The organism is Candidatus Sarcina troglodytae (assembly GCF_015708635.1).
In the GTDB taxonomy this organism is placed as follows: Bacteria; Bacillota; Clostridia; order Clostridiales; family Clostridiaceae; genus Sarcina; species Sarcina ventriculi.
Map to the genome: position 1 here is coordinate 1,568,140 of NZ_CP051754.1, position 20,570 is coordinate 1,588,709.

Here is a 20,570-nt window from a genome sequence, read left to right on the forward strand (position 1 = left end):
AATATTATCCGAATATTATTAATATAAATTTAATATAATGTTTATAATTTTAAATACTTCTCTTGTTCAAAGCTGTGTTTTATATACATTAAATCATTACTAAAACTTAAAAGTGCTAATAATTTTATCCTTGCTTTTTGACTTGGAAGATTATCTCCAAAAATTACCCCTAAATCTCTCAATTGTTTACCTCCTCCTAAATATCCATATGATGCAAAAACTCTTCCTTCAAAACATCTAGACGTTAAAACAACAACTATTTTCTTATCTAAACACTCTTTAATTCCCTCTACCATTTTTGGAGGAACATTTCCTCTACCTAAAGCTTCTAATATTATTCCATCATATCCACTATCTACACAATATTTTAAGAATTCAGAATCCATTCCTGCTGCACATTTTATAATAGCAACTTTCTTTTCTATAGAGTTAACTGGTATATATTCCTCTTTGACAGACCTTCTATAAAATATTGCATTATCATTATCTACTATTCCTATGGGTCCAAAATTTGGAGTCTTAAAAGCATTTAAAGCCATAGAATTAGCTTTTGTAACTTCTGATGCACTATTTAATTCTCCGTTAAAACATATCAATACTCCTCTTCCTTTAGATTCATCATTGGCAGCAGTAAAGATAGCATCAGCTAAATTGGAAGGCCCATCATAACCTAATTCCGATCCACTCCTCATTGCTCCTGTAAATACTATTGGTTTTTGTGTATTAGTTGTTAAATTAACCATATATGATGTTTCTTCTAATGTATCAGTACCATGGGTTACCACAATTCCGTCTATATCATTTCTTTCACTTAAAGACGTTATGAATTTAGAAAGTTTTAACATTATCTGTGGTGTAACATGCGGACTTGGAAGAGACGAAAAATTATGCGTTTCTATATTTACATGACTTTCAATCCCTGTTACCATCTTCATTATTTCTTCTCCTGTAAGACTTGGAACTGCTGCCTTTATTTTTTCATCAACTTTCATAGATATAGTCCCACCATTAAATATTACTGCTATTTTTTTCTTCATTTATAATCCTCCTAAATATAAAATCTTTTGTTATATGTGAAATTATACTACCTCTTATATTTATTTCAAAGTAAAAAGGTTAAAGAAGTATATATTTTTTACACCTCTTTAACCTTTTATTTTAAAATATAATGCAAATTAAATTTCCGTCCCCTTCATTAACTATCTTTTGAAGAGTTTTTTGAATTTTAGCTTGAATATCTTCTGGCATTCTATAAAGCTTATTTTGAAGACCTTCTTTAACTAAAACCTCTAAAGATTTTCCAAACATATTACTTTGCCAAAGCTTCTCAGGATCACTTTCAAACTGTTCTAATAACGTCTTAAATACTTCCTGTGTCTCTTTTTCTGTTCCCATTATAGGGCATATTTCTGTCTGAACATCAGCTTTTATAAGATGAAGACTTGGAGCACTTGCTTTAAGCTTTACAACATATTTAGAACCTTGTTTATCTATATCTGGTTTCTCAAATTTCATTTCTGAAAGCTGTGGTGCCACAAGACCATAACCTGTTTCCATCACATCATTTAGGGCTTCTGAAACTTTATCATATTCAATCTTTGCATGATTTAATTCCTTTATAAGACTTAAAAGTTCACTTTCATCTTTTAAGTCTATATCGCAAATTTCGCTTATCATTTTATAAAAAATATCCTGTTTAGGAGACATTTTAATATTGGCAATACCACTACCTAAATCCATCTCATAAATATCTGTTAAACCTAAAAAATCTTCTTCGCTATAAGAGTCTAAACAAGCCTTTATATCTCTTACTTTAGTTATGTTTTTACACATATCTTTTACTATGTTCAAAAAATTAACTTTTAACCAATGAGTTGCTTCTAACTTTTCTATCCACTCTGGCATATTTATATTTATTTCTTTAATAGGAAATTCCTTAAGTACTTTTGTAAATAATAAATTTATGTCTGATTCAGTCATAACTGATATATTCATTATTTGAACTGGAACATTATATTTTTCTTCAAGCTCATCTTTAAGCTTTATTGTTTCTGTTGCATTTGGTTTTGATGTATTAAGTACTATTATAAATGGTTTATTTATAGACTTTAATTCATTTACAACTCTTTCTTCCGCATCTAAATAATCATCCCTATTTATTCCAGTTATACTCCCATCTGTAGTTATTAAAAAACCTATTGTCGAATGATCTGTTATTACTTTTCTTGTACCAATTTCTGCTGCATCTTCAAAAGGTATTTCATAATCAAACCAAGGAGTGTGCACCATTTTAGTATCTTCTCCATCAAAAATACCAAGCGCTCCTTTTACTATATACCCAACACAATCCACCATTCTTACATTGAATTTTATTCCATCATCTAAACTTATTTCAATAGCCTCATTTGGAACAAACTTTGGCTCAGTTGTATGAATCATTTTTCCAGACCCACTTTGTGGAAGTTCATCCTTTGCTCTTTCCTTCTTATAAGTATTCTCAATTTTTGGTATAACCATAAGATCCATAAATCTTTTTATAAAAGTAGACTTTCCTGTTCTTACAGGACCAACAACACCAACATAAATATCACCTTGAGTTCTCTCTGCTATATCTTTATATATGTTAAAGCCATCCAAAATACTATACCCTCCTATTTTTATTAATCCAATAATATATATATTAAAATTCCCGTAAAAGTATACTAAAATAATTAATCTTCTTATTTTTTTGTATACAACTTTACATTTAAATATATATGCTTAAAAAAAATAAAGATACCTTAAAAATTAACTTTAAGGTATCTTTATTTTAAATATTATATAACTTCACTTTTTTTATCTCTTTCCATAAGTTCCCTAACAGCTTCTCTAGGACATTTATTATTAAATAAAACCTTATAGGCCATATCAGTTATCGGCATATTAACATGCTTGTTCTCTTTTATCGAATAGAAAGCTCTACAAGCTTTTATTCCTTCAACAACCATTCCAACTTCTTCAACTGCCTCATCCATGGTTTTTCCCTTTCCAATTAATATTCCAGCTCTCCTATTTCTTGAATGGATACTAGTACAAGTAACTATCAAATCCCCCATTCCGGTTAATCCAAAAAATGTTTCCATTTTTCCTCCAAGTATAACTCCAACTCTAGCAATTTCAGCCATGCTTCTTGTCATAAGAGCTGCTTTTGCATTATCTCCATATCCTATACCATCTAAAACACCAGCAGCTAATGCTATTATATTTTTAACAGCACCGCCTACCTCAACTCCTATTATGTCATCATTTGTATATATTCTCAAATGTTTATTCATAAAAAGATCTTGAACTTTATCTGCGTACTCCATCTTATTAGATGTTACAACCATTGTCGTTGGCATTTCAAAAGCTACTTCTTCAGCATGACTAGGTCCTGATAAAATAACTACTGGATTTTTAGGAAGTTCTTCCTCTATAACCTGAGATAACCTTAAATTACTTCCTTCTTCAATTCCTTTTGCTATATTTACTATTATTACATCTTTTTTGACTTTATTTTTTATTGTTTTACAAAGCTTTCTAATAACATGAGATGGAACTGCTAAAACTACATATTCGCTATCTTTCAAAGAATCATCAATATTTGTATAAGCTGTGACATTTAAAGGAATATTTAACCCCTTAATATATTTATCATTTTTTCTGTTTCTATTTATATCATTAACAACTTTTAAATCTCTATCCCATATGGAGATATCATTTCCTTTATTTCCTAACAATATTGCTAAGGCAGTTCCAAAACTGCCTCCTCCTAAAAAAGTCACTTTACTCATAAACATCTATTCCTTTCTTTGTCTATATTCTATTTCAATACCTGTTCCTTTAAAGTCAAAACTATCTCTTAATTGATTTTCTAGATATCTTTCATAAGAAAAATGTGATGCATTTACATCATTAACAAAGAAGACAAATTTTGGAGGTTTTGTTGCAACTTGTGTTGCATAATATATTTTTATTCTTTTAAGCCCAACTACTGGTGGTTCCTTCATAAGTATTGCTTTATTTATTACCTCATTTAATATTCCAGTAGAAACTCTCTTACAATAATTATCATAACACCCTTTAGCAACTTTTAATATTTTATTAACTCTTTGTCCTGTAAGAGCTGAAATAAACATATATTGAGCATAAGGCATAAATTTAAGATTTTGTTGCAAATCTTTTTGATAATTTGATAAAGTTTTATCATCTTTTTCTATCAAATCCCATTTATTAACTACAACCATAATAGCTTTGTTAAGCTCATGTGCATAACCTACTATTTTTTCATCCTGTTCTGTAATTCCTTCATTAGCATCTATCATAAGAATACAAACATCAGCTCTTTCAATAGCTGCATAAGTCCTAACTACACTATATCTTTCAATTTCTTCTTTAACCTTGCTCTTTCTTCTAAGACCAGCTGTATCTATTAAAATGAATTTTCCCTCTTCTGTTTCAAGATAACTATCTATTGCATCTCTTGTTGTTCCAGGAACATTACTAACTATATTTCTATCTTCTCCTAAAAGTCTATTTATAAGAGATGACTTTCCAACGTTAGGTTTTCCTATCATGGCAATCCTTATATATTCATCATCCTGTTCCTCTTCCATTAAAGCATCAAAATCTTTTACTACTTCATCTAATAAATCTCCAAGTCCTTTACCTTGTGCTGCTGATATTGTAACTGGATCTCCAATCCCTAAATTATAAAACTCATAAGAGTTATCTTCATCTTTTAGATTATCTATTTTGTTTACTGCTAAAACTATTCTCTTCTTGCTTTTTCTAAGCATTTGAGCAACCTCAATATCTGATGCCGTAAGACCTTCCTTACCATCAACAATAAATAAAATAACATCTGCCATTTCTATTGCAATTTGAGCCTGTCTTCTCATTTGTTTTATTATAATATCGCTACTCTCTGGCTCTATTCCACCAGTATCTATCATTGTAAATTTATAATTTAACCATTCTGCCTCTGCATATATTCTATCCCTTGTAACTCCTGGTGTATCTTGAACTATTGATATTCTCTTTCCAGCTAGTTTATTAAATAAAGTTGACTTTCCAACATTAGGTCTACCAACTATTGCCACTATAGGTTTTGCCATAATTTATTCCTCCTCCAAATGTTTATTTATTAACTCTATTAAATCTTCCCCTGTATATTTACAAACTATAACTTTAACATCTAAAGCATTTTCTATATCTTTTATTTTATAATCATCTAACATTATTTTTTCTTCTATGCTACCTTCTTCATAACCTTGTCTAAACATATTATCAGACATTATAAGATATTTTGTATTTATCTTTTCTTTTAATTGCTCAATTATGTCTACTCCTGTTAAGAGACCTGCAACTGTTATAGTTTCTCCAAAGAAATTATTAATGATTTTATAGCAATCTATCTTTATTCTAGAATTTTTATTTTGTATAATATCTGCAACACTTTTTATTTCGTCATAAGCAGATGTTCCAGTTATCATTGTAAATGATCCTTTTCCCATATTTAATGAATCAATGGTATTTTTTATGGAACTTCTTAAATATCTAATCATTCCAATTCCATCTTGTAACTGTTCATACTCCCCATAAAAATCATCACTTGGAATTTCTTCTTTTGCCATGACATAAAATTCATCAGCAAGTCTAACAAACGGTGAACCTATTTCCTTTATATACTTTTTCTGAAGCTTTTCAATATTTTTAATTTCTCTTCTTGAACTTTCTTCATCAAATATAGTAACTTCTTTTAATCCTTGTCTAAACTTTGTTATTCCAATAGGAACTGCAGCTATATTTTGTATTGATGGATAAAGTTTGTATAAATCTTCCACAGTTTTTATAAGTTCCTCTCCATTATTAACCCCTGGAACAGTAACTATTTGTGCATTTATTTCTATATTAGCATCTGCTAACTTTTTTAACCTCTCGTATACATTTCCTGCAAATTTATTACTTAACATTTTAACTCTAAGTTCAGGATTAGTTGTATGCACAGACACATTTATAGGACTTATTCTATACCTTATTATTCTATCTATATCTTCATCTTTCATATTTGTAAGAGTTACAAAATTTCCTTGTAAAAATGATAGTCTAGAATCATCATCTTTAAAATATAAAGTTTCTCTCATTCCTTTTGGGAGTTGATCTATAAAGCAAAACATGCATTTATTACTGCAACTTTTGGCTTTATCTAAAATTACTTGCTCAAACTCTACCCCTAAATCTTCTTCATAATCTTTTTCTATTTCAAATTCCCAAATTTCATTATTAGGTTTTAAAACTTCTACCTCTAAATAATCATCTGCCAATAAAAATTTATAATCTATAATATCAACAATTTCTACTCCATTTATAGATAATAGTACATCTCCAACTTCAATACCAAGTTCTTCTGCAATACCGCCTTCAATTACCTTGGATATCTTATTTTTCATATGATTCACCCCTGCTTTAATACTATCTATGATATATTACCTTAATTAAATATTATAGTCAACTTATAGAAATTTTAATCACCTTTTATTTTAAATTATGTTTTAAGTAAAATCTCTTGATATAGGAATTTTAATTATAAATGTTGTTCCTTTTCCAAGTGTACTTTTAACATCAATAACACCATTAAAGCTTATAGCAATATGTTTTACTATTGCAAGTCCTAAACCTGTTCCACCACTATTTCTACTTCTCGCCTTATCAACTCTATAAAACCTTTCAAATATTCTTGGTAAATCCTCTTTGCTTATACCAATACCAGTATCTTTTACAGTTAGTACAAAATCATATTTATCTTTAAAGCTAGAAACCATAACACTTCCATTAGTTTCTGTATATTTTACTGCATTATAAACTAAGTTAATAAGCATTTGCTTAAACTTATCTCTATCTCCTATAAGTTCTACGTCATCTTCTGCATCTACACTTATTGATATATTCTTATTCTTTGCTTCTCTCATAACAAGAAGTTCTACATTTTGTATTATATCTTTTGTGGAAAATGGTTCATAAACAGGATCTCTATTTTGCTCAATATCATATAAAATTAATATATCACCAATTAGCCTTGCTAATCTATCCGATTCTTCATCTATAATATCCAAAAATTTATTTCTCGTTTCATCATCGTCTACATATCTTAAGGTTTCAGCAAATCCTTTAATTGAAGTTAATGGTGTTTTTAATTCATGAGATATATTTGCAACAAATTGACTTCGCATATTTTCAAGCCTTTTTATATCAGTTATATCTTGAACTACTGCAACTGTTCCAATCTTATCTTCACCATTTATTACATTTGCTGTTCTTATTCTTAAATTTCTAATTTCAGGATATCTTATTAATACCTCAACTCTATCTTCACTATTTTTAAGAACATTTAATATATTATCTTCCATTATATATCTACTAAATTTTTTACCTATTATATCTCCTCTTACACCAAATATTTTTTTAGCGTATGGATTAATCATTATGACTTTTAATTCACTATCTACTGCAACTACTCCACTATCCATGCTTTTAAGTATTGCTTCTAATTTGTTTTGTTTGTCTAATGATTCAGAAATACTCTCCTCTAACCTATCAGCCATATTATTGAAACTTTTTCCAAGCATTCCAAATTCATCTATTGTTTTTATACTTACTCTTTTACTTAATTCTCCATTTGCAATCTTAGAGGTTGTATTTTCTAATTCTTTCAACGGATTTAGTATAACTTTAGTAATTCTAATAGATAAAAGTACTGCTATTAAAATAGATATTAATAAGGCAATCAAGTAATACCCAATATTTATATCTTTAAATATTATAGCACTATCTAACGGCATTGATGTTCTTATTACACTTCCATTGCTTAATTTTAAAGCATAATACACCATTTCCTTATTAACTTCATTACTATACCTTATACTACTTCCATAACCATTTTTCATGGCCTCTTCAACTTCTATAGCATCTACATGTGTATCCTTATTTGAGTCTTTGTAACTATCAAATAAAACTGTATCGTTAGCACTTATATACGTCACTCTAACATCACTATTTTTAAGAAAACTAAGTTCATCATTTAAACTTATATTATTATCTATTAATACCTCTAATATTTTATCATATTCTAATAAAACACTTTTAGAATTTTGTATATATCTATAGTTAGATATTCCAAAATATAATCCAGTCATAATAATAAGAGATAATATTATGATAGCACTAATAGATATAACTATTTTCTTTCTCATGTGTCGTACCTCTTAAAATCATTTATTTTAGGAATATAAAAGCAAATAACCTTCCAGAATTTTCTCCTGTTTTTCTAAAACTATGAAATTCTTCTGATGTATCACAAAAAGTACATTTACCTAAAGATTTTATATTTGTCATATTTACAATCCCACTTAATTGACTTATTATACACTTTTCTAAACTTAGGTTTCTGTTATCTACAACTTCATTACCAAATTTTCTTTGAAATTTTTCTGCTAATTCTCTACTAACTTCATAACAACATTGTCTTATGTGAGGTCCTATTATAACATCTAAATTATTGCATCCATAATTATCAATCATATATTTACAAGTCTTTTTAGCTATCTCATCAAAAGTTCCTCTCCATCCACTATGAACAGCTGCTATAACTTGTTTTTCTTTATCATAAACTATAACAGGAGTGCAATCTGCAGCAAATACTCCAATACCTACATTCTTTTTATTTGTAATTATAGCATCTCCATCAATCTCTCCTTTTGGAGCTATCAAATTATCCTTACAATCTATTATCTTATCGCTATGAATTTGATTTAAATATAATATATTATCTAAAGCAAAAATATTCTCTAATCTTTCAATATTTTTCTTTCCTTCTATAGTACTCTTTTTAAAATCAATTTTATTAAAAGCCGTTGAAAAGTTGATAGATACATTATCATCGTTGAAACTTAAAAATTTCATATCATCTTTAATTAATTCTTTCATATTTTTTCCTTTCTTAATTTATTGTATTGTTTTATTTTATCACAAATGAAGCAAAAAAGGTAAACTGTAGTGACTCTACAGCCTACCTTCTTTACTTCATTAAATTCTTTATTTCTTCCATAAAGGTATTTATATCTTTAAATTGCCTATAAACAGATGCAAATCTTACATAAGATACCTCATCAACATTTTTTAATCTCTCCATAACCATTTCGCCTATATCTTCTGATTTTATTTCCACTATCATTTTGTTACTTATGTTTTTTTCTATATCATCAACTATGTTTTGCATTTGACTTCTGGAAACAGGTCTCTTTTGGCATGCTTTTACTATGCCGCTCATTATTTTATCTTTATTAAAAGTTTCTCTTATAGAATCTTTTTTTATTACTAATATAGGTATATCCTCAACTTTTTCATATGTTGTATACCTTTTTGAGCATCTTAAACACTCTCTTCTTCTTCTTATAGCTGTATAATCATCAGTAGCTCTTGAATCTACTACTTTACTTTCCTCATAGGAGCAATAAGGACATCTCATCTACTTTCACATCCTTCTATAAAACTGTATTTTTATTATACATTTTTTTTCATGTAATTTCTACATATATTTATCCACATCATATCTATTATCATTTTCCACTTTAACTAGTATAACATCAATTCCAACTTTAATCACGTTTTCCCATAGTATTTCTATATCTTCTGATTTTCCAAACCATGATGTCTTTTCCTCTGGTATTATTATAGATAATATTTTATTTAAATCAGAATCTATCTTTACATCAATTATATGACCAAGCTTTTTTCCTTTATTAAAATCTATAACCTCCATACTCCTTAAGTTATTTAATGAAAATAACATTTCCTCCATAATAAACCTCCCCCATAAGTATTTATATGCTATTGTATACTTATTTATTATTAAGTTATCTAATTTATCATATTATTAATATGTTTCATCATATAAAAATAGAGCCTAAAATTAGGCTCTATACATATTTTTTCATATGTTTTAATGCTATTTTCTCTAATCTAGATACTTGTGCTTGAGAAATTCCAATTTCATCAGCTACTTCCATTTGAGTTCTACCATTAAAAAACCTAAGGGTCAAAATTAATTTTTCCCTATCATTTAATTTTTTCATAGCCTCTTTTACTGAAATATTTTGAAGCCAATTTTCATCTTGATTTTTTGAATCACTAATTTGATCCATTACATATATAGCATCTCCTCCATCGTGATAAATAGGTTCAAATAACGATACTGGATCTTGAATTGCATCTAATGCAAATACAACTTCTTCCCTTGGAATATCTAATTCTTTAGCAATTTGTGATATGGTAGGTTCTTTATTATTATCATTTATCAATTTATCTCTAACAAGCAATGCTCTATAAGCAATATCTCTTAAAGACCTACTTACTCTTATAGAATTATTATCTCTTAAATATCTTCTTATTTCTCCTATTATCATTGGAACAGCATAAGTAGAAAATTTCACATTTTGACTTAAATCAAAATTATCTATGGATTTCATAAGACCTATACATCCAACTTGAAAAAGGTCATCTACATTTTCACCTCTATTATTAAATCTTTGAATAACACTTAAAACTAGTCTTAAATTACCATTAATAAACTTTTCTCTTGCTAAGTTATCTCCATCTTTCATCTTTAAAAGGAGTTCCCTCATTTCTTTTTCTTTTAATAATGGCAATTTAGCTGTGTTTACACCACATATCTCTACCTTATTTATCATCATAATAAAAATCAACTCCTTTGAAGTAATTACTTCTGCATTTTAATTATTACCTAAGAGAGTTGATTTTATACTTTAAATCATTTTATTAATTTCTTTCTTTAATCTTTTTATTATCTTTTTTTCAAGCCTTGAAATATATGATTGCGATATTCCTAGCATATCAGCTACTTCTTTTTGTGTTTTTTCTTTGTAACCTTGAAGCCCAAACCTTAACTGAACAATTTCTTTTTCTCTCTTTGATAGATTTTTCATTGCTGTAAACAAAAGTTCTCTATCTACCTCATCTTCTATTAAATTATATACAGTATCATTTTCAGTACCTAAAATATCTGATAACAAAAGTTCATTTCCATCCCAATCTATGTTAAGCGGCTCATAAAAAGATATTTCAGCTTTAACCTTACTATTTCTTCTTAAATACATAAGTATTTCATTTTCTATACATCTTGAAGCATAGGTTGCAAGCTTTATTTTTTTATCTGGATTAAACGTGTTTACAGCTTTTATAAGACCAATAGTTCCAACTGAAACTAAATCCTCAACACCAACCCCAGTATTTTCAAATTTTCTTGCAATGTAAACAACAAGTCTTAAATTTCTTTCTATCAATATACTCTTTGTTTTATCATCTCCTGCCGCAAGTTCAGAAACTAATTTCTCCTCTTCTTCTTTACTTAAAGGTGGAGGTAATACATCAGTTCCCCCAACATAATATATTGATTTGCAAAATACATTTAATTTTGAAATAACTCTATTTAATAATAGTTGAATTTTAAACAAAGCTTGCCCCCCTTTTTACCTATTTATTATATCATTCCTCTAGATAATAATGCCTCATAATCTCCATCTCCACTTAGTCTTTGGTCACAAAAACATACTATAGCGTCTTTAATTAAAAGGTTACTGCTTTTATTATATATTTTTATATTTTTTACTCTAAATCCAGATATCATATTATTGTATCCATTAACTACTTTATAAGGTATACTAAATAATTCTTTATCTTCTAAAGTAATATTGCCAAAATAATGTTTTTCTGCTATTAACACAGGCAAAGAAGTTACTGGTTCTACAAGTTCGTTACCTGTATCTAAAAATCCTTTTAATTTTATTAGCTCTCCATCTATATTCATTTCTAAATCATATATTAAACTTGATATACTAATTCTATCCTTTATATAAAATATAACCCTGTTAAAAATAATATATATGATAATTGCTGCAAATATTAAATATTTTGATGAATACTTTTCTATAACAAAAGCTTTTGTTATATCATAATTATTTTGGATTAATGAAAAGAAAAAACATATTCCAACAAACATAAATGAAATCATAAAAAATGTAATAGATGCTTTTAAAATAACTGCCACTTTTTTTCTGCTAATACTTATTATCATCATAATAATCACAACAATACATTTTCCTATTATATTGGTTAAAAAATTTAATTTAGGTAAAAATATAAACAATGTATACACACTTCCTAAAAGACTAGCTAAAAACATGTTTATTTCTTTAGTTTTTATTCCTATAATTTGTGTGGTTATTAATATAAGAAAATAGTTTATAATTAAATTTTCAATTATAACTATATCTATATATACTGTCATATCACCACCTCTTATAAATATTATAAAACTTTGCTATATAAAATTTTGTCATATTGTAATATTAATACAAAAATTTTTTTCCCCTACATTTTACAATAAATTCATTTAACTTCCCCAAATATATAATAAAACCCTTAGAGAAATATCTCTAAGGGTTTTTACCACTTTTATTATAATCTTTTTCTAGGATTTCTTAAGAAAGTTGGAATATTTAAATCTTGCTCTTGTTCTCTTTCTCTTTCCCTAGGTTTTTCTATTGTCGTTGCAGTTGCTGCAACCTCTTCTCTTTCAGTCTCTCTCGCTAAACTTTCCATTCTTCTCTCAGAAATTGATTCTTTTTTAAAGCTAGTATTTCTGTCCTTTTCAAAACCAGTAGCTATAACAGTTATTCTTATTTCATCCTTTAAAGTTTCGTCTATAACTGTTCCAAATATTATTGTTGCATCAGGATCTGCCGCTTCTTGAACTATTTCAGCAGCTTCGTTAATTTCTAAAAGTCCAAGTTCTCCATCTCCTGTTACATTTAATAGCACTCCTGTCGCTCCTACTATAGATGTTTCTAATAATGGAGATGATATTGCTTCTCTAGCTGCATCTTGTGCTCTTGTCTCACCTTTTCCACTTCCTACACCCATATGTGCTAATCCTTTATCAACCATGACCGCTCTTACATCTGCAAAATCCAAGTTTATAAGTCCGGGATTTGTTATAAGATCTGATATACCTTGAACACCCTGTCTTAAAACATCATCTGCTTTTTTAAAAGAATCTAAAAGGGTGGTTTTCTTGTCTACCATAGATAACAATCTCTCATTTGGTATTATTACTAGTGTATCTACCTTTTCTTTTAGGTTTTGTATACCCATTTCAGCATGAGTCATTCTTCTTCTACCTTCAAATGGAAAAGGTTTAGTTACTATACCTACTGTTAGTATACCCATAGACTTTGCAATCTCTGCAACAACTGGCGCAGCACCAGTACCAGTTCCACCACCCATTCCTGCTGTTATAAATACCATATCAGCACCTTTTACAGCTTCTGTTATCTCTTCTTTACTCTCTTCTGCAGCTTTTTGACCTATCTCTGGATTAGCTCCTGCACCCAAACCTTTTGTAAGTTTATCACCTATTTGTATTTTGTTTGGTGCATGTGAAAGCATAAGCGCTTGTTTATCAGTGTTTATAGCTATAAATTCAACATCTCTTAAGCCTTCTTGAATCATTCTATTTATGGCGTTTCCACCACCACCTCCACAGCCTACTACTTTAATATTAGTAAATGATTGGATATCTACATCAAAATCTAACAAAATAACTCCCCCTTTAGAAAATATCGTCTAAAAAGGCTTTAAATCTTGAAAGCCCTCTTTTTTTATTTTTTTTGTTATTATATTCACTTTCATCATCTACAGAAGTGTTTATATTAGTATCTACATTATTATTTATATTAATACTAGAGAATACTTTTTCATCACATATTAATTTTAACCTATCATATACCTCTTTAACAATACCAATAGAGACAATAATAGCAGAATTATTTAAATAAAAGTCATGTTTTTTAAATAACTTAACTTTTTTTCCTAATATTTCTTGTATTTTTTTGTCTATTTCTTCAAAATATACTAATCCCTCTCCTGTTATTATAAAAAAGTCAATTTTTTCATAAAATTCATTATTAGAAATTTCTTTATATATATGCTCTAAAATTTCATCTAGTCTAGCTTCTATTACATCATGAACAAATCTAGCATCAACTTCTCGTGTACCTAAATCAATAATAGACTCTTCTGCCATATAAATATAATCTTTAGCACATTCTTTTTTTAGTTGTTCTGCCATATTTTCATCAATTTCAAGGCAAATAGCTAAATCTTTAGTTATTGCATCTCCTCCAAACGGAACTTGACCTGTACCAATTAACTGATTGGCATTATATAAAGCTATTTCAGTTTTTTCTGTTCCTATATCTATTATTCCAACATTTTTTGAGATTGTATCCTCACTTAAAAATATATTTTTAAGTGCATTTATGGATAAAACTGTTCCTAATACTTGATATCCAGCTTCCAAAACTGCTTGCTTTAAATTATCTATATATTTAACATCTGATAATATTAAATCTAAATCTATCTCCAGCTTATCTGATGTTATACCAATAGGATTTTTAACACACTCTTCATTTGTTGTATAAAAACAATTTATTACACTATCGGCTATACAATCATCATTCTTAAGCAATATGTTTTTAGCATCTCTATACGCATTTTGTATATTAGTTTCATTTACATAAGAATCTTCCCCTACATAAGTATACCCCTTGGAAGGTATTATTTTACATTCTTTGCAACTAAAGCCCAAATAAACACCATTTATATTAGTTTGTGTTTTTTCTGCTAATTCTTCTAAACATTTTTTTATGCAATCCACTGCTAAATCAAAATCAGTTACTAAACCTTTTTTTATTCCATATGATTGCTTGCACACAAAATCTAAAACTTCAAACCCATATTCTTCGTTTTCTATAGACATAGTAGCACAAATATTTTTACTTCCAATATCTAAACCTACTATATAATCAGACATTTTTCTTGTGTAACCCTCCTTAAATACTATATTAAAATTAAATATCTAAGATTTAATTTTAATATAGCATGCTTTTACTTATCATATCTTTATCAACTGAAAAATCTATTAACACATCTTTTCCTATTGTCCCTTGCCTATATAATTTCATTAAATAATCATCCATAGTTATCATCCCATATTTACTTCCAGACTGAATTAATGATTGTATTTGATGAGTCTTTTTCTCTCTTATTAGATTTCTAATAGCTAAAGTAGAAGTCATTATTTCTAATGCAGCAACTCTTTTTCCGCTTTTATTTAAAATTAACTGTTGTGAAATTACTCCCTCTATTATATTAGCTAACTGAATTCTTATTTGATCCTGTTGATTACTAGGAAATACATCTACAATTCTATCTATAGTTTTAACTGCACCTATAGTATGAAGAGTAGAAAAAACTAGATGTCCTGTTTCTGCTGCTGTTATTGCTAGTGATATGGTTTCTAAATCTCTCATCTCTCCAATCAATATAACATCTGGATCCTCTCTTAAGATAGATTTTAAGGCTTTACTGTAACTTAGAGAATCCTTACCTATTTCTCTTTGGTTTACAATAGATTTATTATGTTTATGTAAAAACTCTATTGGATCCTCTAAAGTTATAATATGACTTGCACTATTTTTATTTATCTCATTTATCATAGCCGATAAAGTTGTACTTTTACCACTACCTGTTGGTCCAGTTACAATAACTAGTCCACTTTTTTTATAACATAATTCTTTTACAATACTAGGGCAGTTTAATTCTTCTAAACTCATTACTTCAAAAGGTATAACTCTTATAGCTAAAGATGTATTACCTCTTTGTTTAAATACATTAACTCTAAATCTTCCAACATCATTTATCGAATAAACTGTATCAAATTCCCCTTGATTTTCATATATATCATATTGGTCTTGTAATATTATTTTAGCATATTTTTCAGTATCATCAGAACTTAAATCTTTGTAATTTAGCTTTTTTAAAATTCCATCCACTCTAATGGTTGGAGATATTCCAACACTTAAATGCAAATCGGAAGCTCTATTCTTTATTGCAATTTTTAATAACTCTCTTAAACTACACAAAACCCCTCCAAAAATATTCAATTAAAATTCTTAATGGAATTTTAATATTCCATTAAGACAATATAAGCTAATTCCCTATATATTTTAAATTCATACATTATAATATTATAACTCATAATATTACTATAATCCATCATTTTATTGATTAAATTTTATTTTTTTATAATTTTATCCATTATATTTAACACTAAACTCTTTAAGCAATTTTTTTAATGCTTTTTTTTCTATCCTAGACACGTAAGACCTAGAAATATTTAAAATAGCAGCTATTTCCCTTTGAGTTTTTATATTTCCATCTAAAAGCCCATATCTCATTTGTATTATTTGCTTTTCTCTCTTACTTAAAATGCTATCTATTTTCTCATATAATACCCCAATTTGTATATTATTTTCTACTATTTCTAAAACTGAATCTCCTTCACTACTTAAAATATCTATTAAACATATTTCATTTCCCTCTTTATCTGTTCCTATGGGGTCTTGAAGAAAAACCTCTCCTTTAGTTTTTTTACTACTTCTAAAGAGCATAAGTATCTCATTTTCTATACATCTTGCAGCATAAGTTGCAAGACGTGTTCCTTTAGATGAGTCAAAAGAATTAATTGCTTTTATAAGACCTACAGTTCCAACAGATATTAAATCATCAATATCTTTATTAGGGAAGGAATATTTTTTTACTATATGTGCGACTAACCTTAAATTTCTTTCAATAAGTATACTTTTGGCATTTAAATCTCCTTGTTCATTAAAAAGCCTTAAATAATATTCTTCCTCCTCTTCACTTAAAGGTTGTGGAAAAGTTGCATTACCGTTTACATATCCTAACAGCAGTATATTACTAGCAATCACATCTAATAAGTATTTAAAAATAAACAATGATGCTCCTCCTATTAATACTTACTATATATACTATGATTGCTAGATTAAAAATTTACTCAATTTATATTAATTTTTATTATAATATTCTTTTAACTCCATAACTATATCTCTAAAAATCACCCCTGCTGTACTTCCTCCAGTATTTTCTCCACCTATCTTTTCTATATTAGGTACAAATACACCAATAGAATAATATTTATTATTTATATTGCAATACCCAACAAACCACCCATATATGCTCTCTCCATCACTGCCCTCAGCTGTACCTGTTTTAGCTCCAACTTCAATACCTTCAATATTTGAAATATTAGCAGTTCCACTTAATACTGTTTGATTCATAGCATATTTTACATTATCTGATATATCTTTTGATATTACTTTAATTTTTTCTTCTCCAAAGTTTTCTAAAGTATTATTATCATCATCAACAAACTTATCTAGTATATATGGTTTTACATATTGTCCATCATTTATTATAGTACTTATTATAGATGTCATTTGTAATAAATTTACCTGCATAGATTGACCTATAGATAAATCCTCTACATTACCATTTTCATTATATGTGCCTATAATCTCCATTCCACTCTCTACATCTAATCCTAATAAATTTTGAAACAACCCTTGATTTTTTGCAAAATTTATTAATTTTTCCTCTCCGATTTCAGCTCCTAATTTAGCAAAAACCTCATTGCAAGATACCTTAAAAGCCTCTAAAATTGTAAGTTCTCCATGAGATTTATTACATTTGTTTCCTTCGCAAACTTGTTTATCATTTAAATCTATATTTAAATAATCCATCGCTGCTTCTAACGTCAGTATTTTAAATATTGATCCTGGTTCATATCCAGATATCTGTCCACCACCAGTAATTAAATTAGGTTGGGTTTCATCTTTTTGAGCTATAGATAATATTTTACCAGTATCGGATTCAATTATAACTGCACCTGCATTAGGAAAGTTTACAAATTCTTCTTTGCTCAAAATTTCTCGGGTAATTTTTTGTAGTTTTTTATCTAAAGTTAACTGTATATTTATATTTTTATTTTTTAATTCTTTTTCATTATAAGTACCATCTTCACTTTTTTCGAATATAACCATATCAGTTGTGTTGTTCTTTGTACTTTCTCCTATAAAAACCTCTAATGAATTTTTGCTTTTATCCTTATTATCAGAAAAAGATTGTGTGCTCTTTAAGATATTTTCTATACTCCAGGTAGCTATTTTCCCTACCTCATTATATTTATACATATACACTCCCTTTAAATTTTCTACTATACCTAACATTTGTTCATAAGCACTTTTACTAATTTCATATTTAATTTTCCCACTAGCTTTATTTATATCATAAAAAGAAAAACCAAATTTATCATCTTCCATAATATAATAAAAAGTCAAAATTTTATCAGCATTTTGAACTGCATTATTCAATAAAAAAGTATCCTTATCTATTACTAATACAAATTTAGTTTCACAATCTACTATTTCCTCGTAATTTGCATCTAATAATTTATAATTTTCATTACGAATAATTTCACTTTCATTATAATTAGATGCAGATGCTGATATTATTTTGGTATCATTTATTATAACTACTAATCTTACAATTAATAATGTTAATAATGTTATTAATATTATATTAACTTGTTTTATTCTTTTTTTTGAATTTTTATTAACCATAAAAAAACACCTCTTTAACTGGATTTTAGCCTGTAAAGAAGTGTTTTATTCATTTTTATAATTTTACATTCTTATTTTTTTCACTTAATATCTGTTGCATTTTTGCAATTAATATATCTATTGCAACCTTATTATGACCACCTTCTGGTATTATAATATCTGCATATTTTTTAGTAGGCTCAGTAAATTGATTATGCATTGGTTTAACTACTAATAAATATTGCTCTACTACAGATTCAATCGTTCTGCCTCTTTCTTCTATATCTCTTAACATTCTTCTTATAATTCTTACATCATCATCTGTGTCTACATATATCTTTATGTCTAAAAGGTTTCTTATTCTTTCATCTTCTAAGATAAGTATTCCTTCAACTAATATAATCTCTCTTGGTTCAACTCTTATAGTATCTTTAATCCTATTATGAATTGCAAAATCATATATTGGCTTCTCTATAACCTCACCATTTAATAATGCATTTAGATGTTTAACTAGAAGATCATTATCAAAAGCATTAGGATGATCATAATTAGTCTTAGTTCTATCTTCCATTGAAAGGTGGCTTTGGTCTTTATAATAAAAATCCTGCTCAATTTTTGCTATATCATTACTTCCAAAAGCTTCACAAATAGCATTTGCTATGCTACTTTTTCCTGACCCTGACCCACCTGTTATTCCTACAAGAATTGGTTTTTGCATTATTATTTTCCCTCCTTGCTTTTTATAAGCATATCTTTTTCACAAAGAGGTGTATCAACTTTTGCTTTAAATATCATTTGAGCTTTATTCGCAGTTTCTATTTTATTTCCATTTTCATCTGTCATATCATTTAAAGCCACCTCAAAACTACTTCCCTTAGCTCTTAAAACATCTACTTTATCACCATCAAATAATCTATTTTTTTGTTCTATTATAGCTATTTTAGTTTTTGAATCATAAGATTTTACAATACCTACAATATCATATTCTCTTATGTAAGAAGATGAATCATAGAATTGTTCCCCATTTTTTCCAAAATAAAATCCTGTATGATATCTTCTATGGCTCACTTTAAATAAATTATCCATCCACTCTTGCTTAAGTTCATAATTTTCCGGATCTGACATATATGAGTCAATAGCTTCTCTATAAGATTTTACTATCGCAGCTACATAGTATGCACTTTTCATTCTACCTTCTATTTTTAAAGAGTTTATCCCACTTTGTACAAGTTCTGGAATATGTTCTATCATACATAAATCTTTTGAATTCATAATGTAAGTTCCATTTTCATCTTCTACTACTGGAAAATACTCTCCTGGTCTCTTTTCTTCAACTAGATAATATTTATATCTACAAGCCTGTGAACATGCCCCTCTGTTGGCATCTCTTCCTGTCATGTAGTTAGATAATAAACATCTTCCTGAATATGATATACACATTGAACCATGTACAAATGCTTCAAGTTCACATTCTTCTGGCAAATGTTCTCTAAATTCTTTTATTTCCTTAAATCCAAGTTCTCTCGCTAATACTATTCTTTTCACTCCATAGTCATACCAAAATTTAGCAGTTTTCCAATTCACATTATTAGCCTGTGTACTTAGATGAATTTCCAAATTAGGTGCAACTTCCTTAATAGTCATTATTATTGAAGGATCAGAAGCTAAAATAGCATCTATATTAAGGCTTGCTAATGTTTCTATATACTCTTCTAATCCATTTAAATTCTCATTATGAGGGAAAACATTCATTGTTACATAAACTTTTCTTCCTCTATCATGCGCATACTTAACACCTTCTGCGATTTGTTCATTCGTAAAATTATCTGCAAAAGCTCTTAAATTTAGTTTACTTCCTCCAAGATAAACAGCATCAGCACCATAATCTATAGCAGTTTTAAGTTTTTCTAAATTTCCAGCTGGAGCTAATAACTCAGGTTTTTTCATCTTATT

General features: G+C 28.0%; 19 protein-coding genes. All 19 read right to left on the reverse strand.

Annotated features, from left to right (window positions below; all coding sequences use genetic code 11):
- Window positions 1–41: 41 nt before the first annotated feature.
- Window positions 42–1,037, reverse strand: coding sequence for an asparaginase (locus tag HH195_RS07050; protein ID WP_196370442.1), 996 nt, complete (start codon window positions 1,035–1,037; stop codon window positions 42–44).
- 121 nt (window positions 1,038–1,158) lie between these two features.
- On the reverse strand, window positions 1,159–2,637 hold the full coding sequence (spoIVA, locus tag HH195_RS07055; RefSeq protein WP_055257215.1) for a stage IV sporulation protein A: 1,479 nt from the start codon (window positions 2,635–2,637) through the stop codon (window positions 1,159–1,161).
- A gap of 179 nt (window positions 2,638–2,816) precedes the next feature.
- The gene (locus HH195_RS07060) at window positions 2,817–3,812 is read right to left on the reverse strand and encodes an NAD(P)H-dependent glycerol-3-phosphate dehydrogenase (protein ID WP_196370444.1); all 996 of its coding nucleotides are present in this window, start codon (window positions 3,810–3,812) and stop codon (window positions 2,817–2,819) included.
- 6 nt (window positions 3,813–3,818) lie between these two features.
- Window positions 3,819–5,135, reverse strand: coding sequence for a ribosome biogenesis GTPase Der (gene der, locus HH195_RS07065; RefSeq protein ID WP_058992013.1), 1,317 nt, complete (start codon window positions 5,133–5,135; stop codon window positions 3,819–3,821).
- A gap of 3 nt (window positions 5,136–5,138) precedes the next feature.
- Entirely contained in the window at window positions 5,139–6,470 is a 1,332-nt protein-coding gene (locus HH195_RS07070; RefSeq protein ID WP_055257218.1) for a DUF512 domain-containing protein, read from the reverse strand.
- Window positions 6,471–6,572: 102 nt separating this feature from the next.
- The gene (locus tag HH195_RS07075; RefSeq protein WP_196370446.1) at window positions 6,573–8,270 is read right to left on the reverse strand and encodes a HAMP domain-containing sensor histidine kinase; all 1,698 of its coding nucleotides are present in this window, start codon (window positions 8,268–8,270) and stop codon (window positions 6,573–6,575) included.
- Window positions 8,271–8,292: 22 nt separating this feature from the next.
- Entirely contained in the window at window positions 8,293–9,003 is a 711-nt protein-coding gene (gene pgeF / locus HH195_RS07080; protein WP_196370448.1) for a peptidoglycan editing factor PgeF, read from the reverse strand.
- Window positions 9,004–9,094: 91 nt separating this feature from the next.
- On the reverse strand, window positions 9,095–9,544 hold the full coding sequence (gene nrdR, locus HH195_RS07085; protein WP_055257221.1) for a transcriptional regulator NrdR: 450 nt from the start codon (window positions 9,542–9,544) through the stop codon (window positions 9,095–9,097).
- A 60-nt stretch (window positions 9,545–9,604) separates the two neighbouring features.
- Complete coding sequence (locus HH195_RS07090; RefSeq protein WP_055257222.1) at window positions 9,605–9,877, reverse strand: YlmC/YmxH family sporulation protein; 273 nt, start codon at window positions 9,875–9,877, stop codon at window positions 9,605–9,607.
- 118 nt (window positions 9,878–9,995) lie between these two features.
- On the reverse strand, window positions 9,996–10,769 hold the full coding sequence (gene sigG, locus HH195_RS07095) for an RNA polymerase sporulation sigma factor SigG (RefSeq protein ID WP_055257223.1): 774 nt from the start codon (window positions 10,767–10,769) through the stop codon (window positions 9,996–9,998).
- Window positions 10,770–10,841: 72 nt separating this feature from the next.
- A complete protein-coding gene (gene sigE / locus HH195_RS07100) occupies window positions 10,842–11,549 on the reverse strand; it encodes an RNA polymerase sporulation sigma factor SigE (RefSeq protein WP_055257224.1) in 708 nt (235 codons plus the stop codon).
- A gap of 26 nt (window positions 11,550–11,575) precedes the next feature.
- Window positions 11,576–12,382: a sigma-E processing peptidase SpoIIGA gene (spoIIGA, locus tag HH195_RS07105; RefSeq protein ID WP_196370450.1), complete on the reverse strand. Its 807-nt coding sequence runs from the start codon at window positions 12,380–12,382 to the stop codon at window positions 11,576–11,578.
- A gap of 170 nt (window positions 12,383–12,552) precedes the next feature.
- Complete coding sequence (ftsZ, locus tag HH195_RS07110) at window positions 12,553–13,692, reverse strand: cell division protein FtsZ (RefSeq protein WP_058992018.1); 1,140 nt, start codon at window positions 13,690–13,692, stop codon at window positions 12,553–12,555.
- Between the two features lie 13 nt (window positions 13,693–13,705).
- Entirely contained in the window at window positions 13,706–14,968 is a 1,263-nt protein-coding gene (ftsA, locus tag HH195_RS07115) for a cell division protein FtsA (protein ID WP_196370452.1), read from the reverse strand.
- Window positions 14,969–15,026: 58 nt separating this feature from the next.
- The gene (locus HH195_RS07120; protein WP_112365634.1) at window positions 15,027–16,079 is read right to left on the reverse strand and encodes a type IV pilus twitching motility protein PilT; all 1,053 of its coding nucleotides are present in this window, start codon (window positions 16,077–16,079) and stop codon (window positions 15,027–15,029) included.
- Between the two features lie 168 nt (window positions 16,080–16,247).
- Entirely contained in the window at window positions 16,248–16,955 is a 708-nt protein-coding gene (gene sigK / locus HH195_RS07125) for an RNA polymerase sporulation sigma factor SigK (protein ID WP_196370454.1), read from the reverse strand.
- A 69-nt stretch (window positions 16,956–17,024) separates the two neighbouring features.
- Window positions 17,025–18,638 (reverse strand): penicillin-binding transpeptidase domain-containing protein, encoded by a 1,614-nt coding sequence (locus HH195_RS07130; protein WP_196370456.1) that lies wholly within the window; start codon window positions 18,636–18,638, stop codon window positions 17,025–17,027.
- 55 nt (window positions 18,639–18,693) lie between these two features.
- Window positions 18,694–19,335, reverse strand: coding sequence for a uridine kinase (gene udk, locus HH195_RS07135; RefSeq protein ID WP_196370458.1), 642 nt, complete (start codon window positions 19,333–19,335; stop codon window positions 18,694–18,696).
- A gap of 2 nt (window positions 19,336–19,337) precedes the next feature.
- A complete protein-coding gene (locus HH195_RS07140) occupies window positions 19,338–20,564 on the reverse strand; it encodes a peptidase U32 family protein (protein WP_196370460.1) in 1,227 nt (408 codons plus the stop codon).
- Window positions 20,565–20,570: the final 6 nt, after the last annotated feature.